Origin of the sequence: Alkalithermobacter thermoalcaliphilus JW-YL-7 = DSM 7308 (genome assembly GCA_001584565.1) — a bacterium.
In the GTDB taxonomy this organism is placed as follows: Bacteria; Bacillota; Clostridia; order Peptostreptococcales; family Peptostreptococcaceae; genus Alkalithermobacter; species Alkalithermobacter thermoalcaliphilus.
The window spans coordinates 149,313-176,183 of the sequence record LSFY01000001.1; the positions used below are offsets into that span (position 1 = coordinate 149,313).

Annotated in this window: 29 protein-coding genes; 26 read left to right on the forward strand and 3 right to left on the reverse strand. The window is 29.3% G+C overall.

The features are described from left to right. Window position 1 precedes the first annotated feature (1 nt). The 10 genes from JWYL7_RS00970 to tsaD all read left to right on the forward strand — a co-directional run bounded on the left by JWYL7_RS00970 (window position 2) and on the right by tsaD (window position 10,829). Window positions 2-466, forward strand: coding sequence for a flagellar export chaperone FliS (locus JWYL7_RS00970; RefSeq protein WP_066067601.1), 465 nt, complete (start codon window positions 2-4; stop codon window positions 464-466). 120 nt (window positions 467-586) lie between these two features. Further along, window positions 587-2,731, forward strand: coding sequence for a Tex family protein (locus tag JWYL7_RS00975; protein ID WP_149683749.1), 2,145 nt, complete (start codon window positions 587-589; stop codon window positions 2,729-2,731). Between the two features lie 10 nt (window positions 2,732-2,741). Next, entirely contained in the window at window positions 2,742-4,820 is a 2,079-nt protein-coding gene (locus JWYL7_RS00980) for an ATP-binding protein (RefSeq protein WP_066067606.1), read from the forward strand. Beyond that, a complete protein-coding gene (locus tag JWYL7_RS00985) occupies window positions 4,813-6,363 on the forward strand; it encodes an ATP-binding protein (protein ID WP_066067610.1) in 1,551 nt (516 codons plus the stop codon). Before JWYL7_RS00980 ends, JWYL7_RS00985 begins: the two co-directional genes overlap by 8 nt. Window positions 6,364-6,368: 5 nt before the next feature. Next, window positions 6,369-7,532, forward strand: coding sequence for an amidohydrolase (locus JWYL7_RS00990; RefSeq protein ID WP_066067613.1), 1,164 nt, complete (start codon window positions 6,369-6,371; stop codon window positions 7,530-7,532). A gap of 11 nt (window positions 7,533-7,543) precedes the next feature. Then, the gene (locus tag JWYL7_RS00995; RefSeq protein ID WP_066067616.1) at window positions 7,544-8,149 is read left to right on the forward strand and encodes an ECF transporter S component; all 606 of its coding nucleotides are present in this window, start codon (window positions 7,544-7,546) and stop codon (window positions 8,147-8,149) included. A gap of 49 nt (window positions 8,150-8,198) precedes the next feature. Next, entirely contained in the window at window positions 8,199-8,651 is a 453-nt protein-coding gene (gene tsaE, locus JWYL7_RS01000; RefSeq protein ID WP_066067621.1) for a tRNA (adenosine(37)-N6)-threonylcarbamoyltransferase complex ATPase subunit type 1 TsaE, read from the forward strand. Continuing rightward, the gene (tsaB, locus tag JWYL7_RS01005) at window positions 8,648-9,361 is read left to right on the forward strand and encodes a tRNA (adenosine(37)-N6)-threonylcarbamoyltransferase complex dimerization subunit type 1 TsaB (protein WP_066067624.1); all 714 of its coding nucleotides are present in this window, start codon (window positions 8,648-8,650) and stop codon (window positions 9,359-9,361) included. Before tsaE ends, tsaB begins: the two co-directional genes overlap by 4 nt. Then, window positions 9,354-9,797, forward strand: a complete 444-nt coding sequence (gene rimI, locus JWYL7_RS01010) for a ribosomal protein S18-alanine N-acetyltransferase (protein WP_066067628.1) — start codon at window positions 9,354-9,356, stop codon at window positions 9,795-9,797. The genes tsaB and rimI overlap by 8 nt, the downstream gene beginning before the upstream one ends. A gap of 12 nt (window positions 9,798-9,809) precedes the next feature. After that, a complete protein-coding gene (gene tsaD, locus JWYL7_RS01015) occupies window positions 9,810-10,829 on the forward strand; it encodes a tRNA (adenosine(37)-N6)-threonylcarbamoyltransferase complex transferase subunit TsaD (protein ID WP_066067631.1) in 1,020 nt (339 codons plus the stop codon). Between the two features lie 21 nt (window positions 10,830-10,850). Here the strand turns inward: tsaD and JWYL7_RS01020 are convergent, their stop codons facing one another. After that, the gene (locus JWYL7_RS01020; RefSeq protein ID WP_066067634.1) at window positions 10,851-11,375 is read right to left on the reverse strand and encodes a biotin transporter BioY; all 525 of its coding nucleotides are present in this window, start codon (window positions 11,373-11,375) and stop codon (window positions 10,851-10,853) included. A 99-nt stretch (window positions 11,376-11,474) separates the two neighbouring features. Continuing rightward, on the reverse strand, window positions 11,475-13,379 hold the full coding sequence (gene abc-f, locus JWYL7_RS01025; protein ID WP_066067637.1) for a ribosomal protection-like ABC-F family protein: 1,905 nt from the start codon (window positions 13,377-13,379) through the stop codon (window positions 11,475-11,477). Window positions 13,380-13,552: 173 nt separating this feature from the next. Between abc-f and JWYL7_RS01030 the strand changes: the two genes are divergently transcribed. Next, a complete protein-coding gene (locus JWYL7_RS01030) occupies window positions 13,553-14,191 on the forward strand; it encodes a redox-sensing transcriptional repressor Rex (RefSeq protein WP_066067640.1) in 639 nt (212 codons plus the stop codon). 22 nt (window positions 14,192-14,213) lie between these two features. Here JWYL7_RS01030 and fdxA read toward each other — a convergent pair whose 3' ends face one another. Next, complete coding sequence (fdxA, locus tag JWYL7_RS01035) at window positions 14,214-14,384, reverse strand: 4Fe-4S ferredoxin (protein WP_066067644.1); 171 nt, start codon at window positions 14,382-14,384, stop codon at window positions 14,214-14,216. 231 nt (window positions 14,385-14,615) lie between these two features. Between fdxA and JWYL7_RS01040 the strand changes: the two genes are divergently transcribed. The 15 genes from JWYL7_RS01040 (at window position 14,616) to JWYL7_RS01110 (ending at window position 26,790) form a co-directional block, all read left to right on the forward strand. Beyond that, the gene (locus JWYL7_RS01040) at window positions 14,616-14,927 is read left to right on the forward strand and encodes an ArsR/SmtB family transcription factor (protein ID WP_066067647.1); all 312 of its coding nucleotides are present in this window, start codon (window positions 14,616-14,618) and stop codon (window positions 14,925-14,927) included. 96 nt (window positions 14,928-15,023) lie between these two features. Next, entirely contained in the window at window positions 15,024-15,626 is a 603-nt protein-coding gene (locus tag JWYL7_RS01045; RefSeq protein WP_066067650.1) for an IS607 family transposase, read from the forward strand. After that, a complete protein-coding gene (locus tag JWYL7_RS01050) occupies window positions 15,619-16,539 on the forward strand; it encodes an RNA-guided endonuclease InsQ/TnpB family protein (RefSeq protein WP_066067653.1) in 921 nt (306 codons plus the stop codon). The genes JWYL7_RS01045 and JWYL7_RS01050 overlap by 8 nt, the downstream gene beginning before the upstream one ends. Before the next feature lie 183 nt (window positions 16,540-16,722). After that, the gene (gene arsB / locus JWYL7_RS01055) at window positions 16,723-17,775 is read left to right on the forward strand and encodes an ACR3 family arsenite efflux transporter (RefSeq protein ID WP_066067656.1); all 1,053 of its coding nucleotides are present in this window, start codon (window positions 16,723-16,725) and stop codon (window positions 17,773-17,775) included. A 156-nt stretch (window positions 17,776-17,931) separates the two neighbouring features. Further along, on the forward strand, window positions 17,932-18,744 hold the full coding sequence (locus JWYL7_RS01060) for an Asp23/Gls24 family envelope stress response protein (protein ID WP_066067659.1): 813 nt from the start codon (window positions 17,932-17,934) through the stop codon (window positions 18,742-18,744). Between the two features lie 124 nt (window positions 18,745-18,868). Beyond that, on the forward strand, window positions 18,869-20,236 hold the full coding sequence (gene gdhA, locus JWYL7_RS01065; protein ID WP_066067661.1) for an NADP-specific glutamate dehydrogenase: 1,368 nt from the start codon (window positions 18,869-18,871) through the stop codon (window positions 20,234-20,236). A 102-nt stretch (window positions 20,237-20,338) separates the two neighbouring features. Further along, window positions 20,339-20,581 carry an HPr family phosphocarrier protein gene (locus tag JWYL7_RS01070; protein ID WP_066067664.1) on the forward strand — a complete coding sequence of 81 codons (243 nt, stop codon included), beginning with the start codon at window positions 20,339-20,341 and terminating at the stop codon, window positions 20,579-20,581. 258 nt (window positions 20,582-20,839) lie between these two features. Then, on the forward strand, window positions 20,840-21,757 hold the full coding sequence (gene pyrB, locus JWYL7_RS01075; protein ID WP_066067667.1) for an aspartate carbamoyltransferase: 918 nt from the start codon (window positions 20,840-20,842) through the stop codon (window positions 21,755-21,757). After that, window positions 21,754-22,902 carry a dihydroorotase gene (locus JWYL7_RS01080; RefSeq protein ID WP_066067670.1) on the forward strand — a complete coding sequence of 383 codons (1,149 nt, stop codon included), beginning with the start codon at window positions 21,754-21,756 and terminating at the stop codon, window positions 22,900-22,902. The genes pyrB and JWYL7_RS01080 overlap by 4 nt, the downstream gene beginning before the upstream one ends. Further along, window positions 22,889-23,746, forward strand: coding sequence for an orotidine-5'-phosphate decarboxylase (gene pyrF, locus JWYL7_RS01085; RefSeq protein WP_066067673.1), 858 nt, complete (start codon window positions 22,889-22,891; stop codon window positions 23,744-23,746). Before JWYL7_RS01080 ends, pyrF begins: the two co-directional genes overlap by 14 nt. Further along, a complete protein-coding gene (locus tag JWYL7_RS01090) occupies window positions 23,734-24,423 on the forward strand; it encodes a dihydroorotate dehydrogenase electron transfer subunit (RefSeq protein WP_066067676.1) in 690 nt (229 codons plus the stop codon). Before pyrF ends, JWYL7_RS01090 begins: the two co-directional genes overlap by 13 nt. After that, a complete protein-coding gene (locus JWYL7_RS01095; protein ID WP_066067679.1) occupies window positions 24,416-25,318 on the forward strand; it encodes a dihydroorotate dehydrogenase in 903 nt (300 codons plus the stop codon). Before JWYL7_RS01090 ends, JWYL7_RS01095 begins: the two co-directional genes overlap by 8 nt. Before the next feature lie 11 nt (window positions 25,319-25,329). Further along, complete coding sequence (gene pyrE, locus JWYL7_RS01100; protein ID WP_066067681.1) at window positions 25,330-25,875, forward strand: orotate phosphoribosyltransferase; 546 nt, start codon at window positions 25,330-25,332, stop codon at window positions 25,873-25,875. A 119-nt stretch (window positions 25,876-25,994) separates the two neighbouring features. Further along, window positions 25,995-26,252 (forward strand): hypothetical protein, encoded by a 258-nt coding sequence (locus tag JWYL7_RS01105; RefSeq protein ID WP_066067684.1) that lies wholly within the window; start codon window positions 25,995-25,997, stop codon window positions 26,250-26,252. 22 nt (window positions 26,253-26,274) lie between these two features. Further along, window positions 26,275-26,790, forward strand: coding sequence for a hypothetical protein (locus JWYL7_RS01110; protein ID WP_066067687.1), 516 nt, complete (start codon window positions 26,275-26,277; stop codon window positions 26,788-26,790). Window positions 26,791-26,871 lie beyond the last annotated feature (81 nt).

Below are 26,871 nucleotides of genomic sequence, written 5' to 3' on the forward strand. Positions count from 1 at the left end.
GATGATAGAAAAAGAATATTTAGCAAGTAGAGTTATGACAGCTAATGATGCACAGCTTGTAGCTATACTGTATGAAGGATTAATAGATACAATAAATGAAGCGATAGAAAATATAAATGAAAAAGAAAAACTAGAAAGAGCAGTAAATAAAATAAGGGATATTCTAGCAGAGCTTTTATCTACATTAAAAGGTGATTCTGATATAGCTAATAACTTAAGAAGTTTATATATATATATAAATAGACTTATAACAGATGGACAGGCAAAAAAAGATATACAAAAATTTAAAGATGCAATAAAAGTTATAACTCCTTTATATGAAGGATGGAGTGAGCTAGGAGAAAAAATATCTAAGGAAGAAGGAATAAATCCAAAAAAGCCTGCGATTGTAGCAGGAGCGACTTATGGAAAAGGGCATCTTAACGATTATGTAGTAAATGATACAAATAAATGGGATAAAGGATAAAAAATATAAAAATTTAGAAAATATAGTCAAAATATGGGTACTTAAGCAAAAAAAATGCTGAGTACCCTTTCTTTTTCTGTTATAATTTCTTTGTGACAAATTTAATAGGGGGGTAAAATTGTGAAAATAAAAGATATTTTAAAGAAAGAATTTGATCTTAAAGGGTTTCAAGTTATAAATACAATAAAACTTATAGATGAAGGAAATACTATTCCTTTTATAGCTAGATATAGAAAAGAAATGACCGGAGAACTTAGCGATGTAGTATTAAGAAAGTTTTATGATAGACTTTTATATCTTAGAAATTTAGAAAAAAGAAAAGAAGATGTAATAAGACTTATAAGTGATATGAATAAACTTACAGATGAAATAAAAGTAAGCATAAAAAATTGCGAAACGCTACAAGAAGTTGAAGATATATACGCTCCATTTAAACCAAAGAAAAGAACAAAAGCTACCATAGCAAAAGAAAAAAATCTTGAGAGTTTAGCACTTGATATTATAAATTATAACGCTAAAGATATAGAAAATAATGCTAAAAAATACATAAACAAAGAAAAAGGAGTAAACTCCGTAGAAGAAGCAATAAGTGGGGCTTGTGATATAATAGCCGAAATTATATCAGAAGATGCAGCTTTAAGAAAGATTATAAGAAATATTGCGATAAATGAGGGAGTATTAATATCAAAAGGAGCAAGCGAAGAAGACTCAGTTTATAGCATTTACTATTCATATAGTGAAAAAGTAAAAACTATTCCTTCTCATAGAGTACTAGCGATAAATAGGGGAGAAAAAGAAGGATATTTAAAGGTTAAATTAGATATTAATGACGATAAAATTATAAATAAAATATCTTCACTTTATATAAAAGATCCAAACAGAGAAGAAAGCAAATACATAATAGATAGTATAAATGACTCGTACAAAAGGCTTATATATCCATCTATAGAAAGACAAGTAAGATCATATCTTACAGAAATGGCAGAAGAAAGAGCTATAAAAGTATTTTCAGAAAATTTAAAAAAGCTACTTTTAAAACCTCCTGTTAAAGATAAAGTAGTAATGGGATTTGATCCTGCTTACAGAACGGGATGCAAAATAGCAGTAGTAGATAAAAATGGAAAGCTTATAGATACTCAAACTATATATCCAACACCACCTCAAAATGAAATAGAAAAATCTAAAACTATACTAAAAGAGATGATAAAAAAACATGATGTAGACATAATAGCTATAGGAAATGGAACAGCCTCTAGAGAATCTGAAATGTTTGTATCAGAGCTAATAAAGGAGATAGATAAAGATATAAAATACATCATAATAAATGAGGCAGGAGCTTCAGTATATTCTGCATCAGAAATTGCAAATGAAGAACATCCTGATGTAAATGTATCGCTAAGAGGAGCAGTATCAATAGCTAGAAGACTTCAAGATCCATTAGCAGAACTAGTAAAAATAAATCCAAAACATATAGGGGTAGGACAGTATCAGCATGATGTAAACCAAAAAAGGTTAGAAGAAGTTTTAAATGGAGTTGTTGAAGATGCTGTAAATACGGTTGGAGTTGACTTAAATACAGCTTCTATTTCACTTTTGCAATATGTAGCAGGAATAAATAAAAGTATTGCAAAAAATATTGTACTTTATAGGGAAGAGGTAGGACAATTTACATCAAGAGAAGAACTAAAAAAAGTAAAAAGGCTAGGTAAATCCACATTTCTTCAGTGTGCAGGTTTTTTGAGAATAAGTAACTGTGAAAATCCACTTGAAAATACAGCTGTTCATCCTGAAAGCTATGAAATATGTATAAATCTTATTAAAAAATTAGGATACACATTAGATGATATAAAAGAAAAAAATATATCTGATATACAATGTAAGGCTTACAATATAGGGATAGAACAATTGAGTAAAGATTTAAATGTAGGAATTCCTACGCTTAAAGATATAATAAATGAAATAAAAAAACCTGGAAGAGATCCAAGACAAGACAATATACAGCCTATATTTAAATCAGATGTATTAAAAATAGAAGATATAAAAGAAGGAATGATATTAAAAGGCACAGTTACAAACGTAGTAGACTTTGGAGCTTTTGTTGATATAGGAATAAAAAATGATGCTCTTTTACACAAATCTAAAATGAGCAATAAATTTGTAAAAGATCCGATAAATATAGTATCTGTAGGAGATATATTAGATGTTAGAGTTATTAGTGTAGATATACAAAAACAAAGAGTATCACTTTCTATTAAAGATTTATAGGGGGATATTTATGTATAAAGATAAAAAGCTACAGTTTTTAATTTATTTAAAAAATATCTTGATTTTAAGTTCACAACTAGAAAAAAACTTTGCATATATGATTAGATATATAGATTTAGCTTTAGAGGAAAAGTCCAGAGTTATTTTCGTAATAAACAGATTAATAAAAACTGATAAAGATCCTGATTATCTTGTTAAAATAAAAAATTACATAAAAGAAAATAAATTAGTCTTAGTAGAAATAGATGACATATTAAAAGATATAGATAAAATTCAACAGATAGAAAAAGAAAGTAAAAGATTAGGATTTGATAAAATAAAGCTTATGATTTGGTCACCAAAAAATATAGAAAAGAAAATAAATATATTACAATACGCTGACAGATATGGCTATGATTATTTTTGCTACTACAACGTTGCAGATTTAAGCGTTGAACAGATTTTAGATATGTCATCGTATTATAAAGCTATAGTATTTGAAGATGAAAAAGATATAGAAATATACAGTAATAAAAAAATAAAAGAGCTAAGATTAATATTAGAAAGCCTTAGAGAATCAGTAGAAACTAAAAAGAAAACATATGAAAATGTAAAGGCTTTAGAAAAGTTAAATAAATTTTTAGTAAATGTAAATAAGATAGAAGAAATAGACAAATTTTTAGAAGAGTTTTTAGAGTTTTTAGTTCAAACTACAGGAGCTTATGGTGGTGGGATATTAAAGTACTATAATGAAAAATTTCAAGTGTGTCATTATATAACTTATAAGATAGATGAAATAGAATACATACATTTTGATGAAAATGAAGGGATAAAAACTATTTATATAGACAATAAAAAAGTTGTTTTATTAAATATAGGACAATACACAAATATATATATCGTCCTTAAAAGCATATACAAAGATGAAAATGATGATATATTCAAAATAGCAACTTATTGTGCAAGGAATATAGTAAATGCATTTTTAGAAAAAGCTAAAAATGATAGCATACTTATTCAAAATGAAAAGTTAAATGCTCTAGGTGAGATAGCTAGTGGAATAGTTCACGACTTTAATAACATATTAGCTAGTATTTCAGGATATGTATCATTATGTTTGGTAAAAAGCGATAATCAAATTATAAAAGAGTATTTAGAAGTAATAAGAAAGGCTTGTTTAGATGGGGCAGAGATGCTAAAGAGAATCCAAGAATTTACAAAAAGTAGTAGATCGCATGAAAAGCAAGTGTTTAATATTAATGCTGCAATAGAAACAGCTTTAAGTATGATCAAAACCAAGCTGTCAGAAAAAAGATTATGTGGAGTTAATATATCTATACTAAAAGACTTTAGATCATCTGATAACATAAAGGGAAGAGAATCAGGAATAAGAGAGGTAATTATAAATATATTGAATAATGCAATAGATGCAATGCCAGAAAGTGGAAATATAAAAATAACAACTCATAATACATCTGAATATGTAATAGTTGAGATAGAAGATACAGGCGTTGGAATGTCTAAGGATGTATTATCAAAAATATTTGATCCATTCTTTAGTACAAAAGGTGTAAATGGAAATGGAATTGGACTTAGCGTTTCATATAAAATAATAAAAGATCATAATGGAGATATAAAAGCTGAGAGTAAAGAAGGAGCAGGAAGCAAATTTATAATAACTCTTCCAAGAGAACATGAAGAATTTATACAAACCAAAAATATAAATGAAACATTAGCAAAATTTAATTTTAAGCTTTTAGTTGTAGATGATAAAGTTGCTGTTGCAAAGGCAACAGGAGAAATTTTAAAGAACATAGTACAGAAAGTAGATATTTGCTTTAGTGGAAAAGAAGCTCTTAGCAAGATAGAAATCAATAATTATGATATAGTAATAAGTGATTTGGCAATGCCTGGCATGAACGGGATAGAGCTTGCCAAAATAGTTAAAGAAAAATATCCGCATTTAAAGTTTGTAATTATGACAGGTTGGCTTGGAGATATAGATGAGTGCAAAGAAACTATTATAGAGCATATTCTAGAAAAACCTTTTGGAATAGATGAAGTTACAAAGATTTTGGAACAATTTAATCAGGAGGAAAATAATGGATAATGCAAAAAAGATATGTTTGATAGGAAATAAAGAGATATTTGCAATAGATCTAATAGATGAATTTATAAAAAATTCTAGTAGAATATGCTTACTTTTAGGAGATGACAATATATTTAATACGATAGATGATATATACAAAAGAAAGGTAAATTATATAAAAAGTTTAGATATTCAGAAAATCAATGACCTTATCCATACAGAAAATGTAAATCTTATAATAACTTCAAGTTATATAGCAAAAAACATAAAGTTACTTAGAAAAGAAAAATCGTGTATATACGATATTTTAAGTAATGAAAGTATAAATATACTTACATATATAAATATAACTGATTTTCCAATACAATTATTAAAACAATATGTTCTTTATTATGATAAGGTAGTGTTTGTAGATAAATATAAAAGGCAAGAAATAGAGCCAGATGAAATGAGTAATATAGGATTTTTATTTGAGGTTATGCAAAGAGCACAATCAGATAAAAAAGATCTTGAAAAAAATCAAAAAAAGCTTCAGGTTTTAAATGATGCAATAATAGATTTTAGCTTTGATGATAATATAGAAAAAATAGCAGAAAAGTCAATAAAAACTTGTCTTGATATAACTAGCGCCCAATATGGATCTATAACTATATTGTTTAATGACAAGAAAATAGAAAAGGAATATACTCATTCAGATATAGATATTACATATAGTTATAGGATTCATTCAAATAATGAAATTGTAGGAATACTAACACTAGGATATAAAGAAGCGTCTTACAAGGGAAAAGAAAATGATTATATTATTAATTTAATATGTTCAAGTATAGGGGATTTTATATATACATTTATGAAGAAAGAAGAAGGTAAAAGGTTAAAAGCAAGTACCAATAAAATAAAGATAATGGGAGAGATTGCAGGAGGTATAGTACACGATCTTAATAATGTGTTTGCAATAATTAAAGGATATACTCAAATCCTTCAAATATCAAGTGATGCGTACAATATAAAGGAATACATAGATACTATAGCTGATGTAACAAAAGAAGGAATTGATAAAATAAAGATAATACAAGATTTTTCAAGAAACATACCAGAAGAGAAGAAAAAAATAAAAATAAATGATATAATAAGTAGAGCAATACAAACATCAAGGCCTAAATGGGAAAATTCAGGATATATAAGTGGAAAAAGCATAGACATAGCTTTAAGTATGAAAAGCCAAAAAGAGGTATTAGTTAAAGAAAATGAGATAAAAGAAGCACTTATAAATATACTATTTAATTCAGTAGATGCAATGGAAAACGGTGGATGTATATATATAAATACATATGATGAGGAAAAAAACGTTGTAATAGAGGTAATAGACGAAGGAGAAGGAATAGACAAAGATGTTATAGATAATGTATTTGATCCTTTCTTTACTACAAAGGAAAAAAGTACAGGCCTTGGGCTTAGTCTAGTAAAGAAAAATGTAGAATCAAATGGTGGAGAAGTATTTATAGAATCTAAAAAGAATGAGATGACAAAATGTACAATCAAAATACCTATAATGGAGGGATAAATTTTATGATATGTATAAAAAATGCTACTATATATACAATAACTAATGGAATAATAGAAAATGGGGATATATTAATTAAAGATGGAAAGATAGCTCAAATAGGAAAAGAAATACAAGCCCCATTAGACAGTGAAATAATAGATGCTAAAGGTAAGTATGTGTTTCCAGGATTTATAGATGCACATACTCATTTAGGAATGTGGGAAGATAGTATGGGGTATGAAGGTGCAGATGGAAACGAAGAAACAGATCCTATAACTCCTCATTTAAGAGCTATAGATGCTATAAATCCTATGGATAGGAATTTTAAAGAGGCTTTAGAAGGCGGAATTACAACTGTTGCAAGTGGACCTGGAAGTGCAAATGTAATTGGTGGACAATTTATAGCTATAAAAACATATGGTGATAGAATAGATGATATGATAGTAAAAGACCCTATAGGAATGAAAATAGCTTTTGGAGAAAATCCTAAGTCTGTTTATGGAAAGCATGATAAATCTCCACAGACTAGAATGGCAACGGCTGCACTTTTGAGGGAAACTTTAAAAGAAGCTCAGATATATTTTGAAAAGTTACAGTTACATGAAAAAGACGAAGAAAATGAAAAACCTGACTACAACATAAAAAACGAAGCTTTAATTCCAGTACTAAAAAAAGAAATTCCTCTAAAGGCACATGCTCATAGGGCAGATGATATATTTACAGCAATAAGAATAGCAAAGGAATTTGACTTAAATCTTACTTTAGAACATTGTACTGAAGGACATTTAATAGTAGATCACTTAGTTAAGGAAGGATATCCAGCAATAGTAGGACCTACTTTGTCAGATAGATCAAAAATAGAGCTTAAAAATTTAACATTTGAAACTCCTGGAATCTTAGCCAAAAAGGGAATGACTGTGTGCCTTATGACAGATCATCCAGTAATACCAGTACAATATCTTCCATTATGTGCATCATTAGCAGTAAAAGGTGGAATGAGTGTAGAAGATGCTTTAAAGAGTATAACTATAAATCCAGCAAAAGTATTAGGAATAGATGATAAAGTTGGATCTATAGAGGTAGGCAAAGATGCAGATATCGTTATATGGGATAGCTTCCCACTTGAGATACAAAGTAGAGTGTTATATACGATTATAGATGGCAATATAGTTTATAAATATGAATAGGAGAGAATAATATGAGTAAGAATTTGTTTGCTAAAAAGAGAACTTTTACAACGTCTAGTTTAGTAAAAATATCAATACTGTCTGTTTTGTCGTTTTTGATGATGTTTATTCAAACTCCTCTTATGTTCTTTCCAGAATTTTTGAAGTTAGATGTTGCCGATGTTCCAGCTGTAATAGGAGGATTTGCCCTTGGACCTTTAGCAGGAGTAGTTATACAGCTTGTAAAAAATTTACTTCACTTTGCATTTAAAACATCAACAGGTGGAGTTGGAGAACTGGCAAATTTCATGATAGGATCTACTTTTGTACTCGTGTCCTCAGCAATTTATCATCTAAATAAAACAAAGAAAAATGCTGTTATAGGGTGTATAGTTGCAACATTTGCTATGGCATTAGTAGGAGGTATTACTAACTATTATATATTGATACCTTTTTACTCAAGATTTTATCCAATCGAAGCTATAGTAGCTATGTCAAGCGCAGTTAATAAATATATAGTGGATTTGAATACTTTGATAATTTATGGAATAGTTCCTTTTAACATAATAAAGGGAAGTGTTATATCTATAATAACAATAGCATTATATAAAAGAGTTCGTATTCTTATAAGAAAGTAGGTTTTAACCTACTTTCTCTTTGTAAAAAATATGTATAGGAGAAGGTTTTATGGAAAAGTTGTTTTTAGAAAATGAAAATAAAACTAAAGAAATAGGATATAAATTAGGAAAATTACTAAAAAAGGGAAGTGTACTTTGCTTAAAAGGAGATTTAGGAGCAGGTAAAACTACACTTACACAAAGTATAGCTAAAGGATTAGGAATAGATGAACATATTACAAGTCCTACATTTACAATAGTAAATGAATACGACGGGCAGATTCCTTTATATCACTTTGATGTATATAGAATAGGATCAAGTGATGAAATGTATGATATAGGATTTGATGAATATATAAACAAAGAAGGAGTATGTATAATAGAATGGGCAAACATAATAGAAGATATAATACCTAAAGAATGTCTTTGGATAGAAATTAACTATGTAAAAGAAGGAAGAGAAATTATATTTTTACCTAAGGGTAAAGAATATGAAAAAATAGTTAAGGAGTTGTTAAAATGAAAGTATTAGGAATAGATACTTCTTCAAAAGTTGCAGCTGTTGCTATAATGGATGAAGATAAACTTATAGGTGAATACATTATAAATTCTAATAAAAGCCATTCTGAAAAACTAATGCCCATAATACAAGAAATATTTAGCCAGTGCAATCTTACAGTTGATGATATAGATCTTGTAGCGGTATGTATAGGACCAGGATCTTTCACAGGACTTAGAATAGGAGTTGCAACAGCTAAAAGTATTGCTCATAGCAAACAGATTCCTATAGTTTGTGTAAATAGTTTAGAAACATTAGCATTTAATATGAATTTATCAAAGGGAATAATATGTCCTATAATAGATGCACAGCGAAATGATGTTTATACTTCAAAATATACTTGGGAAAATAATTCTCTTTTGTGTATAGAGGATATAAGCGTAAAAAATATAGACGTTTTAATAGATCAGATAAAAGATAGGTATGAGCAAATAATTGTAGTAGGCGATGCAGTAGATATACATAAGGAAAAACTTGAAAGCTTAAATAATATATATATTTCTCCTAATTCTCACAAAGTGCCTAGGGCATCTAGTGTATGTCAGATAGCTCTTGAAAAATATAAAAACAATATTATAGATGATTATATGACAGCTAATCCTTTATACATTCGAAAATCTCAAGCAGAAGTTGAATACGAGGAAAGACAAAGAAGGATGGGAGAAAATGGATAATGTCGTAGTTAGAGATTTAAAAGAAAGTGATATTGATGATTTAGTTGAGATAGAAAAGCTTTCTTTTTCGGTTCCATGGACTAAAAGTGCATTTATAAAGGAACTTTCTAATAAACTAGCAAAATATGTTGTAATAGAGCATAACAAAAAAGTAATAGCTTACGGTGGAATATGGCTTATAGTTGATGAGGGACATATAACTAACATTGCAGTTCATCCTGATTATCTAGGAAAAGGTCTTGGAAATATAATAGTTGAAAGTTTAATAGAAAAATGCAGAGAAAATAAAGTTTTATCTATGACACTAGAAGTTAGAAAATCTAATTTAGTAGCACAAAACTTGTATAAAAAATATGGATTTAAACCTGTAGGAATAAGGCCTGAATATTACAGTGATAACAAAGAAGACGCTGTTATAATGTGGAAAGATTTATAAGGGAGTGTAAATATGAAGGATATAATAACATTAGCAATAGAAAGTAGTTGTGATGAGACTTGTGCAGCAGTTTTAAAAAATGGGCGATATATTTTATCTAATGTAGTTTCAACTCAGATAGATCTTCATAAAAAGTTTGGAGGAGTAGTCCCAGAGGTAGCATCGAGAAAACATATAGAAAATATACAGCCAGTTATACAAAAGGCACTAGATGATGCTAATTTAACTTTCAATGACATAGACATCATAGGGGTTACATATGGTCCAGGTCTTGTAGGAGCACTATTAGTAGGACTTTCGAGTGCTAAGGCTTTAGCTTTTTCACTTTCAGTTCCTTTAATAGGCGTAAATCATGTAGAAGGACATATTGCAGCAAACTTTATAGACCACAAAGATCTAAATCCACCATTTATATGCCTTATAGTTTCTGGAGGACATACCCATTTAGTTGAAGTAAAGGATTACGGCGAGTATGAGGTATTAGGAAAAACTAGAGATGATGCAGCGGGAGAAGCATTTGATAAAATAGCAAGAGCTTTAGACTTAGGATATCCTGGTGGGCCTAAAATAGATAAGTTATCTAAAATAGGTAATAAAAATGCAATAGAATTTCCAAGAGTATATATAGATGATGAAAGTTTCGATTTTAGCTTTAGTGGATTAAAATCAGCAGCACTAAATTATTTGAATTCTAAGAAAATGAAAAATGAGGATATAGTTGTAGAAGATATTGCAGCATCATTTCAGGAGGCAGTTTTAGAAGTTTTAGTAAACAAGTCTATAAAGGCAGCTATAACTAAAGGATATGACAAAATAGTTTTAGCAGGAGGAGTAGCAGCAAATTCTAGATTAAGAGAAATGTTTGATGAAAAAGGAAAAGAGCATAAAATAGATATAAAATATCCTTCTCTTGCTTTATGTACAGATAATGCAGCTATGATAGGGTGTGCAGCTTATTATGATTACTTAAAAGGAAAAGTATCAGATTTAAATTTAAATGCAGTTCCTAATCTAAAGCTAGGACAAAGATAAGCATAACAAAGAACTTCTTTGTTATGCTTGTATTTTTATCCGAGATTTTTTTAAAACTTGACTTGCTATAAAAGAGCTTATAAAAATTTTTATTATATCAAACACTAAAAAAGGAGCAACTCCTATACTAAAGGCTTTAGAATAACTTAAATTTAGAATAAACTTTAGCTGAAACATGCCTAAAATATATATAACAACAAGTCCTATAAACATACCTATAAAAATGTTTAAACAATCTTTCTTTTTAGAAAAAATACCTGTTATATAGGCAGCTAAGGGGAATGCTATTAAATATCCACCTGTTGGTCCTATTAATATATTAAACCCACCTTTAAATCCTGCAAATACAGGAACTCCAAAAGATCCTAGTAAAAGATATATAACCTGAGATAGTGCTCCATATTTTTTTCCTAAGATAGCTCCAGAAAGAGCAACTGCTAGAATCTGAAAAGTAAATGGAACTGGTTGAATAGGTATAGATATTTGTGAAAATATACTAGTTATAGCAGCAAACAAAGATACCAAAATTAAGTCTTTTGTTTTCATAAATCCTCCTTTGTCAACTTTAAATATTTTATTGGTTTACAATTGGAGTTTACATGAGAAAAAAATAAATGTCAACCTAGAAAAAATAAAGGTTTACATTTATAAAAAACTCTCCCATTTACTATATAAATCTTCTAAAGTTTCACTCAATAATGCTCTTTTTTTGCTTAATTGCCTAGATTTTTCTTCGTCAGAGTAAACTTCTTCTAGACACATTAGTGTATCTATGTTTTCAATTTCGTTTTCTATATTTTCAATTTCTTTTTCAATTTTTTCTCTTTCAAGTTTTTGTTTTTTCTCAAGTTGTTTCTTTTCTTTTTCTTTTTTTCTTTCTTCCTTTAGTTTTGTTTTGCTTTTTTCATGAGTATCCTCAAGAGCCATTTCTCTTAACTCGTTTCTTTTTTCTATATAGTAATCATAATTTCCTAAGTATTCTTCTATTTTATCTTGTTTTAAGACTAATATTTTATCTGCGATTTTGTTTAAAAAGTATCTGTCGTGAGATATAACAAATACCGTTCCATCATAATTAGATAGAGCATCTTCAAGTGCTTGTTTCGAATCTATATCAAGGTGGTTAGTAGGCTCATCAAGAAGTAGAAAATTAGCCTTAGATAACATAAGTTTAGCAAGAGCAACCCTTCCTTTTTCTCCACCGCTTAGCTTATATATTTCTTTAAAAACTTCTTCACCTTCAAACAAAAACGAAGCTAAAACAGTCCTTATTTCAGTTTGACTTAAAGATGGATTAGCTTGCCAAACCTCATCTATAATAGTATTTTCTAAATTTAAAGTCTTTTGTTCTTGATGATAATATCCTATATTTACATTTGTTCCTAGTTTAAAAGTTCCTTCTGTTTGAGAAATTTCTTTCATCAATATCTTGAAGATAGTAGATTTTCCTGTTCCATTAGGACCTATCAAAGCTACTTTTTCACCTTTATAAATATCAAAAGAAATATCCTTAAACAATAGCTTATCATCATATTTCATACATAGATTACTTACGCTCAAAACCTCATAGCCACTACTTACTTGAGGAAAGAATCTAATTTTTGCCTTTTTTCTATACATCTGAGGTTTATCTAAAACATCTATCTTTTCAAGAGCTTTTTCTCTACTCCTAGCTCTTTTAATATGTTTTTCTCTTCCGAAAGATTTTAGCTTATCTATTACATCTTGCTGCTTTTTTATTAAAGTTTGCTGTTGTTCATATTTTTTAAGCTCAATTTCTTTTTCTGCATAAGATTTCTTTATATAGTCAGAGTAGTTTCCTGTATATGTTCTTAAATTTTTATTATGAAGCTCAAAGATTTTATTAACTGTTTGATCTAAGAAATATCTATCGTGAGATATAATAAATATGGTTCCTTTATATTGTTTTATAAAATTTTCAAGCCACTCTATAGCGTCTGTATCTAAGTGATTAGTAGGCTCATCTAAAAGAAGAAGGTCAGGCTTTGTTAAAAGAAGCTTTGCAAGCAATACCCTAGTTTTTTCTCCACCTGACAATATATCTATCTTTTTATCAAAATCACTTTCATTAAATCCTAAACCCTTAAGAGTTCCTCTAGCTTCAGATTTATAGCCATATCCATTGCTATTTGAAAATTCTTCTAACATACTAGAGTATTCGTTCATTAAAGACTCAAGTTTTTCAGAATTTTTACTTTCATTTGATATAAGAATTTCTAAATTTCTAAGATCATTTTCCATTTTCATTAGATGTTCAAATACAGTTAAGACTTCATCTAGCACAGTTTTATTTGAGTCAAAATCAGGGTTTTGGTATAGATACCCTATAGTAGTATTTTTAGATATATATATATCACCTGAATCATACCCATATTTTCCAGATATTATATTAAATAAAGTAGTTTTTCCTGTACCATTAACACCAACAAGGCCAACCGTATCACCTTCATTTACTGCAAAACTTACATTTTCAAGTATTGTATCTATTCCAAAGCTTTTGTTTATATTGTTACAAGACAAAATTATCATTACTTTACCCTCCTCATAAAGATTATAAATGTTAGTATCCACATAATCAAGCAAACAAGATATAAAACAAATATTTATGCAATATAAAACATTTAAATATAATTGACATTAAATATAAGGTTTGTTATAATCATCACAAAAACAAATTACATCGTATTGAGTGGGTGAAAAATATGGCAAAGAAAATTTCTATGGCTGTAATAAGGAGATTACCTAAATATTATAGGTATCTAAAAGAGCTTTTAGACAAAGATGTAAATCGCATATCGTCTAAAGAATTAAGCCAAATAATAGGATTTACAGCATCACAGATAAGACAAGATTTAAATAACTTTGGAGGATTTGGACAACAAGGATATGGATATAACGTAGCGGAATTATATAACGAAATAGGAAAGATATTAGGACTAAACAAAGAATACAATACGATATTAATAGGAGCAGGAAACTTAGGTCAAGCTATCGCTAACTACTCAGGATTTCAAAAATCAGGATTCAAGATGAAGGCAATATTTGATATTAATCCTAGAATTATAGGACTTAAAATCAAAGACATTGAAGTATTAGACATTGATATTTTAGAAGAGTATGTAAAAGAAAACAATATTCATATTGCTGTAATTTGTACTCCTAAGGAAAAAGCTCAACAAATAGCAGATGTTTTAGTAAAATCAGGTATAAGAGGTATATGGAATTTCGCTCCTGTAGATTTGCATCTACCAGAGCATGTTGTTGTTGAAAATGTTCACCTAACAGAAAGTTTATACACTCTTTCGTATTTATTAAATGAAAATGAAGAAGCTACCAAGTAAATTGGTAGCTTTTTTATGTATACTATTCTGGTTGAGGTGCGTCAACTGGACATACTCCAGCACAAGCTCCACAATCGATGCAAGTATCTGCATCTATAACATAGATGTCATCTCCAGCACTTATGCAGTTAACTGGACATTCTGGTTCGCAAGCTCCACAGCTTATGCAAGCATCAGTAATTACGTAAGCCATTTAAATTACCTCCTTAATTGTTTATGCAGTAATAATAGTATTATCAGAAAGTATCTAAATGATACAACTGATATTACTATTATATCCATATAAATACAATTTGAAAAGACATTTTAAAATAAATAATTTAATAATAGTCAATAATAAAAATGGGATTGACAGAAAATAGATAAAAATATATCATATATATAGACACATTGAAATATATCTATATATAAAAGGAGAATGCAAATGGAAGAAAAAATAGAAATTTTTAAAGCATTATCAGATAAAAATAGATTACTTATATTACAAATGTTATCTTGCGGAAAAATGTGTGCTTGTGATATCGTTCAAGGCCTAGAACTTACACAGCCGACAGTGTCTCATCACATGAAAATTCTTCAGCAGGCAGGTCTTGTAGAATGTCAGAAAAAAGGAAAATGGATATACTACGAGCTAAATACTAAAACTATTGAATCTATATGTCAATTTATGAAACAAATAACATCGTATAGTGATGATTGTATTTGCAATAAAGTAAAAAATAAATGTGAAGAATAAAAGGGGTGTGCAAACAGTTAAAAAATATTTATAAATTCATATAAAAGCCTTATAATTTTTATAACATCATGTTATGATTATTATGAGGTGATAGAAATGAAATATTATAGTATAGGTGAATTTGCTAAGTTGATAGGAAAAACAGAGCAAACATTAAGAAATTGGGATAAGCAAGGAAAATTAAAACCTGCTTACATTACAGATAGTGGACACAGGATGTATAGCCAAGAGCAGTTAAACTCAGTATTGGGCATAAACCCTAAAAAGAAAATAACTATAGGATACTGTAGGGTTTCAAGTAATAAACAAAAAGATGACCTTGAAAGACAAATAGAAAATGTTAAAACATATATGATTGCTAAAGGTTATCAATTTAAAATTATTTCAGATATAGGAAGTGGAATTAACTACAATAAAAAAGGATTAAATCAATTAATTGACATGATAACTAATAGAGAAGTTGATAAAATAGTCATTTTATATAAAGATAGACTTATTAGATTTGGTTTTGAAATTATTGAAAATTTATGTAAAAAATATGGAACTACAATAGAAATAATAGATAACACAGAAAAAACTGAAGAACAAGAACTTGTAGAAGATTTAATACAAATAATAACAGTTTTTAGTTGCAAACTACAAGGTAAAAAAGCAAATAAAGCCAAGAAAATGATTAAGGAGCTATTAGAAGATGATTAAAACTTACAAAGTTAAGCTTTTACCTAATAATAAACAAAGAACAAAATTATTTGAGTGTGCTTCAGTTGCAAGATGGGCATATAACTTTGCGTTAGCAACACAGCAAGAAAATTATAAAAATGGTGGTAAGTTTTTAGGTGATTGTGAACTTAGAAAAAGATTAACAGAGTTAAAAAAGACAAAAGAATATACTTGGCTTAACAATTACTCAAATAATATAACAAAACAAGCTATAAAAGATGCCTGTATTGCATATAAAAATTTCTTTGAAGGTAGAGCAAACTTTCCTAAGTTTAAGTCAAAAAAGAAAAGTAAACCAAGTTTTTATTTAGCTACAATAAGTACAGGACAAAAGTACAAAAACATAAATAAAACAAGTAAAGTTAAAAAACTTGAGAAAAGACAAAAAAGATTACAAAAAAAGCTATCTAAAAAATATGAATTAAACAAAATTCAAATGAACGGAGGTGAATACCGTTACAGAAAAACTAACAATATAAAAAGGTTAGAATTCCTTGTTTTAAAAATGAGAAGAAGGCTTAAAAACATAAGGCATAATTATATTCATCAAATAACTGCATCTTTGGTGAAAGCCAAGCCAGAATATGTAGTTATGGAAAAGTTAAATACTTGTGGGATGTTAAAGAATAAAAGATTATCAAAATCTATACAAGAGCAGCTATTTTACGAATTTAAAAGACAAATGGAATATAAATGTGCCTTAAATGATATAAAGTTTATACTTGCAGATACATTCTATCCTTCATCTAAAACTTGTAGCATATGTGGTGCTTTAAAAAACAAACTTTCTTTATCAGAAAGAACATTTATATGTGATGAATGTGGGCACGAGATAGATAGAGACTTAAATGCAAGTATAAACCTAAAAAATTATGGTAAATCAATAGCATAGCACCTAAAGCTATTATTGATATGTACCGATTCGTTAGTCGGGAATTTAAGCCTTCGGAGTGTTAAATAAACAGGAGTAGATTTTTCGAAACTGGACACGATGAACAAGGAAGGAAACGTAAACTTTTATAAGGTTTGACAAGAACTTTATAAAGTTTTATAAGTTTTCTGTAACGGTGGTAAAATGGTAAACGAAACTAAAAAAACTGCTGGATTGGATTTCTTTGGAAGGTATCTAACAGTTTGGGTCACTATATGTATAATAGTTGGGGTAGCTATAGGTCAACTATTCCCACAGTTTCCACAAACTCTTAGTAAATTTGAATATGCAAAAGTATCTATTCCAGTAGCAATACTTATATGGCTTATGATTTATCCGATGATGCTTAAGATTGATTTTACAAGTATAGTTGAGGCAACTAAAAAACCAAAGGGCCTTACAGTAACATGTGTTACAAACTGGCTTATAAAGCCTTTTACTATGTATTTAATAGCAGCATTTTTCTTAAAAATTGTATTCAAAGGACTTATACCATCAGATTTAGCATCTGATTATTTAGCTGGAGCAGTTTTGCTTGGAGCAGCTCCTTGTACAGCGATGGTATTTGTTTGGAGTCACTTAACAAAAGGGGATCCTGCATATACTTTAGTTCAAGTTGCTGTAAATGATCTTATACTACTCTTTGCATTCACTCCTATAGTTGCAATTTTACTTGGAGTAACTAATGTTGTAGTACCTTATGATACACTTTTACTTTCTGTTGTATTATTTATAGTAGTTCCACTTTTAGGAGGATATTTATCAAGAAAATATATAATAGATAAAAAAGGATTAGATTATTTTGAAAATGTGTTTTTGAAAAAATTTGATAATGTAACTGTAATAGGGCTTTTACTTACATTAATTATAATTTTCTCTTTCCAAGGAGAAGTAATATTAAATAATCCTATTCATATAGTTTTAATAGCAGTGCCTCTTATTGTTCAAACCTTCTTTATATTCTTTATAGCATACGGATGGGCTAAGGTTTGGAAATTACCTCACAACATAGCAGCACCTGGAGCTATGATAGGGGCAAGTAACTTCTTTGAACTTGCAGTAGCAGTTGCTATATCTTTATTTGGTCTTCAATCAGGAGCAACTTTAGCAACAGTAGTTGGAGTATTAGTTGAAGTACCTTTAATGCTTGCTCTTGTTAAAATAGCAAATAACACAAGACATTTATTCGAAAAATAACAGTTAAGGAAATTATGATTTTTAAAAATCATAATTTCCTTTTCTTTTGTTTAATATATAATATTAAGAAAAAAGTCTTTCTTTGAAATATTTAAAGCACATTACGCAAATTATAACTTTCCTATGTAGTATAAAAAAATTAGAGAGGTAGAATTTATGAAAGTATATTCTTTAGTAGGACCAAGTGGAACAGGAAAAAGCTATAGAGCATTAAAGGTAGCTTATGAAAATGATATAGATTACATAATAGATGATGGTATACTTATATATAAAAATAAAATAGTAGTTGGAATTTCTGCAAAAAATGCACCTACTAAGATGGAAGCTGTAAAAAGAGCAATATTTGAGGATTTATCTCATAGAAACAAAGTAAAGCTAGCAATAAAAAGTGAGAACATAAAAAAGATTTTAGTAATAGGAACATCAAGAAAAATGATAGATAAGATTTGTAAAAGACTTGAGCTTGGAAAAGTATACAAAGAAATAAGCATATATGATATAGCAACTGAAGAAGAAATAAATATTGCAAGAAAGATGAGAATAGAGCAGGGAATACATATTGTACCTGTTCCTACATTTGAGGTGAAAAGACATTTTTCGGGATTATTTAGAAATCCTATAAAACTTTTGTTTAAAAATAGAGATAGTCAAGAAAAGGAGTTTGAAAAAACACTAGTAAGACCTACATTTAGCTATTTAGGAAAATACTTCATTTCACAAAAAGCTATATCACAGATAATTGACTACGAAATAACAAAGTTTACAGAATATTTAAAAAATTATACATTGAATATAACTCATTTTAATAATGGAATAAAAGTATCTTTAAAGATAGGAATAAATTATACTAAGATATATCCATTGTGTAGACAAATGCAACAAGATATATTTACAGCCTTAGAAAAGATGACTCTTATAAATGTAATATCAATTGATATAACAGTAGTTAGAATATACTTTGATAAATAATTCGTAAAGTATATTTACAAATATAAAATTTGCATGTTATAATCTAACTAGGGAACGGGAAAATGTTTTCAACAAATTAAAACAAATTTCTACAAATATAATATAAAAAGGGGGCTTTCCTAATATGACAAATCAAGTTTTAAGTCCTAAGGAGTACATAGAAAAAGTTATAAACAAAGTAAAAGAAAGAAATGCTTCAGAACCAGAATTTATTCAAGCTGTTGAGGAAGTTCTTCATTCTTTAGTTCCAGTGTTAGAAAAACATCCAGAGTATATAAAAGCTAATCTTTTAGAAAGAATGGTTGAACCTGAAAGAATGATAACATTCAAAGTACCTTGGGTTGATGATCAAGGAAATGTACAAGTAAACCGTGGTATGAGAGTTCAATTCAATGGAGCTATTGGACCTTACAAAGGAGGAATTAGATTCCATCCAACTGTTTACTCAGGAATAATCAAATTCTTAGGATTTGAGCAGATATTCAAAAACTCTTTAACTGGACTTCCAATAGGTGGAGGAAAAGGTGGATCTGACTTTGATCCAAGAGGAAAATCTGATGCTGAAATAATGAGATTCTGTGAAAGCTTTATGACAGAACTTTATAGACATATAGGACCAGATGTAGACGTTCCAGCTGGAGATATAGGAGTTGGAGCTAGAGAAATAGGATATATGTATGGACACTATAGAAGAATAAGAGGAGCATTTGAAAACGGAGTTCTTACTGGAAAAGGATTATCTTATGGGGGAAGTTTAATTAGACCGGAAGCTACAGGATTTGGAGTTGTTTACTTCTGTAATGAAATGCTTAAACATAATGGTGAAACTTTTGAAGGTAAGACAGTAGCTGTTTCTGGATTTGGTAACGTTGCTTGGGGAGCATGCCAAAAAGTTGCTGAGTTAGGTGGAAAAGTAGTTACACTTTCAGGACCAGATGGATATATTTATGATCCAGAAGGAGTAACTGGTGAGAAAATAGATTACTTAGTTGAAATGTTAAAAGAAAATAAAGGTGCTAGAGTTAAAGACTATGCAGATAAATACGGCGTTGAGTTCTTCCCAGGAGAAAAGCCATGGAATGTTAAAGTTGATATAGCAATGCCATGTGCAATCCAAAACGACATTACTTTAGAACATGCTAAACAAATGGTTGCTAATGGAGTTAAGTATATAGCTGAAGGAGCTAACATGCCATGTACTAATGAAGCTATAGAATACTTCTTAGCTAATGGAGTTATAGTAGGACCTGCTAAAGCTGCTAACGCTGGTGGAGTTGCAACTTCTGCTCTTGAAATGTCTCAAAACAGCATGAGACTTGCTTGGACTAGAGAAGAAGTAGATGCTAAGTTACATCAAATAATGGTAAACATTCATAAAAATGCTATGGAAGCTGCACAAGAGTATGGATTTGGCTACAACCTAGTTGCAGGAGCAAACATAGCTGGATTCAAAAAAGTTGCAGAAGCAATGATGGCACAAGGAATATACTAAAAAATTATTCAGAGAATCCCATTTGGGGTTCTCTTTTTGTGTTTAGATTTAACAAATTATGTGTATCATATAATTGAAAAATAATATAAAGGAGATGATTATATGAAAGTTACTTTCATAAAAGTAGAAGATATAAATAGATTTGTAGAATTTGTATCTAAACTAAAGGGAAAAGTATATCTTAAATCTGGAGAATACTCAGTAAATGCAAAATCAATAATAGGAGCTATGTATATAGTTAATGAAAATCCTAATGATATTGTAGTTGAAGTAGAAAATGAAGAAGAAGCAAAACTTGTATTAAACTTTTTAATGCAAGGGTCGCACCTAGTTAGTGACAAATAAGGTCAAATAACAAATTATTTCTCGGGAAATATGTGTGAAAATATAAAAATATACTTCTTATTGTCGAACAAAAATACGTTGACACTATGTAGATTAAATGATATTATTTTATGAAGAAATGTTATCTTTAAGCTAGTCCAGAGAGGCTAGGAAGGTTGTTAAATAATACTAGGGATATGTATGCCTTCCTACGCCTAAATGTAGGAAGGTTTTTTGTCTTTTAAAATAGTCCAGTGAGGCTAAAAAGGAGGAAATAAAATGTTAAAAGGAAAGCATTTAATTGATCTAAAAGAGTTTTCTTTAGATGAGATAAAAGAAATATTAGATTTATCTAAAGAAATAATGAACAATCCAGAAAAATATAATAATGCTTGCAAAGGTAAAATTTTAGCAACGTTATTTTATGAGCCTTCAACTAGAACAAGACTTAGTTTTGAAGCAGCAATGATTAGATTAGGAGGAAGTGTAATAGGTTTTTCAGATCCAAATGCTTCTTCAGTTGCAAAAGGAGAAAGTCTTGAAGATACAATAAGAACTATTTCAAGTTATGCTGATATAGTAGTTATAAGACACTTTAAAGAAGGAGCTTCAAAACTTGCTTCACAATATTCTTCAATTCCTGTGATAAACGCAGGAGATGGATCACACCTTCATCCAACTCAAACTCTTACAGATTTACTCACTATAAAATCACTAAAAAAGGATCTTTCAAACCATAAAATAGCAATTTGTGGAGATCTAAAGTATGGAAGAACAGTTCATTCTTTAGTAGATGCTATTAAAAGGTATGAAAATAATAAATTAATATTTGTATCCCCGCCTGAATTAAAAATCCCTGAATATATAAAAAGAGATTTAGACCCTAATTCGTTTAAAGAAATTTCAAATCTTGATGAAGCTTTAAAAGAAGTAGATATACTTTATATGACTAGAATTCAAAGAGAAAGATTTCGTAGTGAAAAAGAATATTTTGACTTAAAAGATAGTTATGTATTAACAGAATCTAAACTCAAATATGCAAAAGAAGATATGATTATAATGCATCCACTTCCTAGAGTAAATGAAATATCACCAGATATAGATAAAGACAAAAGAAGCGTATATTTTGAGCAAGTAAGATTTGGAATGTTTGCAAGAATGGCCCTTATAATAAAGCTTTTGGGGGTTAAAATATGAACTTATTAATAAAAAATGCAAATATAATGGATGTAAGTAAAAATATAATCTCAGATATCTTGATAGAAAATGGAAAAATATCAAGGATTGATAAAAATATAATATCAAAATATAAAAGTATAGATGCTAAAGGGCTAACACTAATTCCTTCATTTATAGATATGCATACTCATCTTAGAACTCCAGGATATGAATACAAAGAGGATTTAGAAAGTGGTCAAAAGGCAGCATTAAAAGGTGGATATACAACTCTTTGTGCAATGGCTAACACAAATCCTGTTTGTGATAACGAAAAAGTAATAAATCTTATAAATGAAAAAGTAAAAAGGCTTAACCTGTGCGATGTTATACAAGTAAGCTCTGTAACTAAAAACTTAGATGGAGTAGAAACTGTAGATTTTGATAAGATGGTAAAACACACTAAGCTATTTTCTGACGATGGAAAAACAATAGAAAATGAAGATATTATGAAGAAAGCTCTTAAATTGTCAAAGGATATGAACTTTAAGATACTAACTCACTGTGACCCTGAAAGTGAGATAGTAAGGAGAGATCTTGAAATTTTAGAAAATACAGGTGGAAACCTTCATATATGCCATATAAGTCTAAAAAGTACATTAGATACTATAAAAGAGTTTAAGGATAAGAATATAAAGTTTACTTGTGAGGTGACACCTCACCATATATTTAAGAGCAACTTAGATTATAAGGTTAATCCTAGCTTTGCAACTACAGAAGATGTAAGTGCATTAATACAAGGAATAAAAGATGGCTATATAGATGTCATAGCAACTGATCATGCGCCACACAGTATGGAAGATAAAAAAAATAATGCACCGGGAATATCAAATATAGAGGTAGCTTTTTCTATGGTATATAAGGTGTTTAAGGATAATGGAATACCTATAAATAAATTAATTGAAATGATGTCTTATAATCCAGCAAAAATACTAGGGTTAAATTCAGGAGTTATAAGTGAAGGGTATAAAGCTGACTTAGTACTAGTTGATTTACATGAAAAGTACACGATAGATGTAAACAGTTTTATATCTAAAGGGAAAAATAATCCATTTGATGGTTATGAGGTATGTGGAAAAGTAAAAATGACTATAAAAGGCGGGGAGATTCTTTATGATAATAGATAGACTTTATGAAAACGTGATAAAAAAAGGTCCTGTATGTGTAGGACTAGATACTAGACTTGAATATATTCCAGAATATATATTAAATAGCACAAAATCAATAGAAGATAAGATATTTGAATTTAACAAAAGTATAATAGACGCTACTATTGATGTATGCTCCTGTTATAAATTACAAATAGCATGTTATGAAGCATTAGGAATACAGGGACTTTTAGCATATAGCAAGACTTTAAAATATATAAAATCACTAAAAGGCATTTCAATAGCAGATGTAAAAAGATCTGATATATCATCAAGTGCAAAGATGTATGCAAAAGCTCACTTTGAGGGGGATTTTGAATCGGATTTTATAACATTAAATCCATATATGGGTCAAGATAGCATAACTCCATATCTTGAATATGTAAAAAACAAAAATAAAGGAATCTTTGTTTTGATGAAAACATCAAATGAAGGGTCAAAAGATTTTCAAGAGCTTAAAGTAGACGATGAAAAGCTATATGTTAAGGTTGGAGAAAAAATAACTAGTTGGTCAAGTGAATATATAGGAGAAAGTGGATTTAGCTCTATAGGTGCTGTTGTTGGAGGAACACATTTTGATGAAATGATAAATATAAAGAATAGATTCGATAATATGTTCTTTTTAATACCTGGATATGGAGCACAAGGGGGGAGTGCTAAAGATATATCAAATCTTCTCGGTAAAAATATAAGTGGAGTTGTAAATTCTTCAAGAGGAATAATAACAGCTCACAAGGGCAAAGAAGAAGGAGTAAACTTTAGTGAATTTTCTAGAAAGGAAGTTATAAATATGAGGGGGGACATACTAAAATGGCTAAAGTAATTTCTAATGAATATATTGGAGAAGGTATGTACCTTCTTAAAGTAGAAGGAAAATTTGAAGGAAGTATGGGACAGTTTTATATGTTAAGAGCTTGGGATGAATATCCACTTCTTTCAAGACCGATAAGTATACATGATATAGGAGATGATTATATAAGCTTTTTATACAAGGTAGTTGGTAAAGGAACAAAAATACTAAGCAAACTAAAGTGTAACGATACTATTAAGTTAGAAGGACCTTACGGTAATACATTTCCAAAAGTTGAAGGCAAAATAGCTCTAGTTGGGGGAGGAATGGGAGTAGCACCTTTGTATCTTGCAGCTAAGACTTTGAAAAATGTGGATATATATATGGGATTTAGCAAAGAAACTATACTTTTAGATGAGTATAGATATTTAGCAGATACCTTTTATGTTACAGTAGGTAAGAATATAACAGATATATTAGATGTATCAGAGTATGATTATATAATGACTTGTGGACCTATGCCTATGATGAAAAAGATAGTAGACATGGCAAAAGGTAAAAAAACAAAAGTATATGTATCTATAGAAAAAAGAATGGCTTGTGGAGTTGGGGGTTGTTTAGTATGCACATGCAAGACAAAATCTGGAAATAAAAGGACGTGTTTAGATGGTCCGGTTTTTTTAGGAGATGAGGTGATATTTGATGACTAACTTAAGTGTCAAATTTGGAAAACTAAACTTTAAAAACCCTGTTGTTATGGCATCTGGTACATTTGGATTTGGAAAAGAGTATGAAAGAATATATGATATTCAAAAGCTTGGAGGTATATGCACAAAAGGAATAACTCTTAATAAAAGAGATGGAAATAGTGGGATTAGAGTTTGGGAGACATCATCAGGCATGCTAAACAGTGTAGGACTTGAAAATCCAGGTATGGATAAATTTATAAAAGAGTATAATGATTACTTAAAATCACTTGACCTTGTAAGTATTGTAAACATAGGGGGATCTACTATAGATGAATATATAGAAAGTGTAGAAATAGCCTGTAAAAATGATGTAGATGCAATAGAGCTAAATATATCTTGTCCAAATGTAAAACAAGGTGGTATAGCATTTGGAATAAAAACTGATATTGCAAGGCAGGTAGTTAGAAAAGCAAGAGATATTTGCAATGTTCCTTTGATAGTAAAGCTATCTCCTAATGCAGAAAATATAGTAGATATGGCACTAATGTGTGAGGAAGAAGGAGCAGATGGAGTATCTTTAGTAAATACATTTATGGCAATGGCCATAAATATAGACAAAAGAAAGGCTATATTTGACAATATATATGCTGGACTTTCGGGGCCTTGTATAAAGCCTATAGCTCTTAGAATGGTTCATCAAGTTTGTAAAAATGTATCAATACCTGTGATGGGAATGGGTGGTATAACAAATTATAAGGATGCTTTAGAGTTTATAATGGTGGGGGCTACTTGTATTCAGGTTGGAACTGCAAACTTTATAAATCCTAGGATAGGTATTGACATAATAAATGGAATAAAGGATTACATGGAAAAAGAAAACATAAAATCACTAGATGAAATAAGAGGAATAATTTAGGAGGAGATACTATGGAAAATATATTAAAAGAATGTGGGGCATTACTTGAAGGACACTTTTTATTATCATCAGGAAAGCACAGCAATAGATATGTTCAGTGTGCTAAGATACTTAGATATCCAGATAAAGCAGAAAAGGTGCTTAAAGTTGTTGCAGATAAAATAAAGGATATTAATATAGATATATTAGTTGGACCAGCAATGGGTGGAATACTAGTTTCGTATGAACTTGGAAGACAACTAGGTAAAGAGTCTATATTTGCAGAAAGAGAAGATGGAGTAATGAAAATAAGAAGGGGATTTGAGATAAAAAAAGGAGCTAAAGTACTTATAACTGAAGATGTAGTAACAACAGGAAAGTCAACCCTTGAAACAAAGGAAGCTATAGAAAGTATGGGAGGAGAAGTTATAGGGGTAGCATGCATTATAGATAGAAGTAGCACTGATATAGGAATGCCTATATATAGTGCGATAAAGCTTGATATAGAAACTTTTGATGAGTCAGATTGCAAGCTTTGTAAGGATAATATTCCAATTGTAAAGCCAGGAAGTAGATAAAGTTAGGAGAAAGTCCTTTTGTAATCGAAAGGGCTTTCTTTTGTTGAACATTTAACAAATTTGTGGTATTATCATTAACAATAAAAGCATTGTCAATAGATAATGAAAGGGGGAAGATTATGATTGATAATACAGTCTTGTCTATAACTGCTATAATAATACTTTCTAGCATAGTATGCAGAATAAGTGTCATGAGACATAGAAAAAATTATGACAACTTCTTATCAGAACTTGAAGATAGCAATAGTAAATATGATAGAGAATTAAATATATTTATGAAGTATGTAAGTAAGCATCATGAAATTCAAGAACTCAATCAAGGTAACTATGTGTTAGTGATTATGATTGTATTGATAAAACTTTTTCATAATAGATAGTATGTCTAGGGGGGATAAACTTATGAAGTTTAAAAATAGAAAAACTGTATTGTTACTGTTAATGGTAGCTATTATCTTAGGAAATATTAATTTAACACATTCTTATGCTATAGATGTAGTAAAGAGCAACTATATCGAAATGAATAATGGCAAACTAATTGAAATTAATAATGGATTTATAATGGAGTATGAGAAATTTGAAAATGGCGAACAGGTATATTACTATGAAGAGTTCAAAAACAATGTAGTATATACAAAAAAATATATTAAGGAATATAGAGAATTAAAATTAATAGAAGAGTTAATTACTACCTTCAAATCAGAAAAAAATGATATTGGAGGTAAAGTGATTTTAGCTGAAATTTATAACATCACACATAACACTACGTTTACGGAAGTAGTTATGGAAGAAACAATAGAAGTAGGATATATGAGAATGCAATCAAGAAGACTTCATCCTACAGATTCAACTTATTATTTTAGTCATGGAAGTACAGGGCATTTAGGATTTAGTAGGCAACACATGCAGCTATTGTAGGAGCTCTAAGCGGAGTAATTACAGGTGCAACTTTAGTAGCCGGTTCATTAGCAGGAATTGCAACACTAGTGCTTAATGGTG

Excerpts from the sequence above, each read along its gene's own strand:
- JWYL7_RS00970 (WP_066067601.1), top strand. The coding sequence starts at position 2 with ATGATAGAAAAAGAATATTTAGCAAGTAGAGTTATGACAGCTAATGAT.
- JWYL7_RS00980 (WP_066067606.1), top strand. The coding sequence starts at position 2,742 with ATGTATAAAGATAAAAAGCTACAGTTTTTAATTTATTTAAAAAATATC.
- JWYL7_RS00985 (WP_066067610.1), top strand. The coding sequence starts at position 4,813 with ATGGATAATGCAAAAAAGATATGTTTGATAGGAAATAAAGAGATATTT.
- JWYL7_RS00990 (WP_066067613.1), top strand. The coding sequence starts at position 6,369 with ATGATATGTATAAAAAATGCTACTATATATACAATAACTAATGGAATA.
- JWYL7_RS00995 (WP_066067616.1), top strand. The coding sequence starts at position 7,544 with ATGAGTAAGAATTTGTTTGCTAAAAAGAGAACTTTTACAACGTCTAGT.
- tsaE (WP_066067621.1), top strand. The coding sequence starts at position 8,199 with ATGGAAAAGTTGTTTTTAGAAAATGAAAATAAAACTAAAGAAATAGGA.
- tsaB (WP_066067624.1), top strand. The coding sequence starts at position 8,648 with ATGAAAGTATTAGGAATAGATACTTCTTCAAAAGTTGCAGCTGTTGCT.
- rimI (WP_066067628.1), top strand. The coding sequence starts at position 9,354 with ATGGATAATGTCGTAGTTAGAGATTTAAAAGAAAGTGATATTGATGAT.
- tsaD (WP_066067631.1), top strand. The coding sequence starts at position 9,810 with ATGAAGGATATAATAACATTAGCAATAGAAAGTAGTTGTGATGAGACT.
- JWYL7_RS01020 (WP_066067634.1), bottom strand. The coding sequence starts at position 11,375 with ATGAAAACAAAAGACTTAATTTTGGTATCTTTGTTTGCTGCTATAACT.
- abc-f (WP_066067637.1), bottom strand. The coding sequence starts at position 13,379 with ATGATAATTTTGTCTTGTAACAATATAAACAAAAGCTTTGGAATAGAT.
- JWYL7_RS01030 (WP_066067640.1), top strand. The coding sequence starts at position 13,553 with ATGGCAAAGAAAATTTCTATGGCTGTAATAAGGAGATTACCTAAATAT.
- fdxA (WP_066067644.1), bottom strand. The coding sequence starts at position 14,384 with ATGGCTTACGTAATTACTGATGCTTGCATAAGCTGTGGAGCTTGCGAA.
- JWYL7_RS01040 (WP_066067647.1), top strand. The coding sequence starts at position 14,616 with ATGGAAGAAAAAATAGAAATTTTTAAAGCATTATCAGATAAAAATAGA.
- JWYL7_RS01045 (WP_066067650.1), top strand. The coding sequence starts at position 15,024 with ATGAAATATTATAGTATAGGTGAATTTGCTAAGTTGATAGGAAAAACA.
- JWYL7_RS01050 (WP_066067653.1), top strand. The coding sequence starts at position 15,619 with ATGATTAAAACTTACAAAGTTAAGCTTTTACCTAATAATAAACAAAGA.
- arsB (WP_066067656.1), top strand. The coding sequence starts at position 16,723 with ATGGTAAACGAAACTAAAAAAACTGCTGGATTGGATTTCTTTGGAAGG.
- JWYL7_RS01060 (WP_066067659.1), top strand. The coding sequence starts at position 17,932 with ATGAAAGTATATTCTTTAGTAGGACCAAGTGGAACAGGAAAAAGCTAT.
- gdhA (WP_066067661.1), top strand. The coding sequence starts at position 18,869 with ATGACAAATCAAGTTTTAAGTCCTAAGGAGTACATAGAAAAAGTTATA.
- JWYL7_RS01070 (WP_066067664.1), top strand. The coding sequence starts at position 20,339 with ATGAAAGTTACTTTCATAAAAGTAGAAGATATAAATAGATTTGTAGAA.
- pyrB (WP_066067667.1), top strand. The coding sequence starts at position 20,840 with ATGTTAAAAGGAAAGCATTTAATTGATCTAAAAGAGTTTTCTTTAGAT.
- JWYL7_RS01080 (WP_066067670.1), top strand. The coding sequence starts at position 21,754 with ATGAACTTATTAATAAAAAATGCAAATATAATGGATGTAAGTAAAAAT.
- pyrF (WP_066067673.1), top strand. The coding sequence starts at position 22,889 with ATGATAATAGATAGACTTTATGAAAACGTGATAAAAAAAGGTCCTGTA.
- JWYL7_RS01090 (WP_066067676.1), top strand. The coding sequence starts at position 23,734 with ATGGCTAAAGTAATTTCTAATGAATATATTGGAGAAGGTATGTACCTT.
- JWYL7_RS01095 (WP_066067679.1), top strand. The coding sequence starts at position 24,416 with ATGACTAACTTAAGTGTCAAATTTGGAAAACTAAACTTTAAAAACCCT.
- pyrE (WP_066067681.1), top strand. The coding sequence starts at position 25,330 with ATGGAAAATATATTAAAAGAATGTGGGGCATTACTTGAAGGACACTTT.
- JWYL7_RS01105 (WP_066067684.1), top strand. The coding sequence starts at position 25,995 with ATGATTGATAATACAGTCTTGTCTATAACTGCTATAATAATACTTTCT.
- JWYL7_RS01110 (WP_066067687.1), top strand. The coding sequence starts at position 26,275 with ATGAAGTTTAAAAATAGAAAAACTGTATTGTTACTGTTAATGGTAGCT.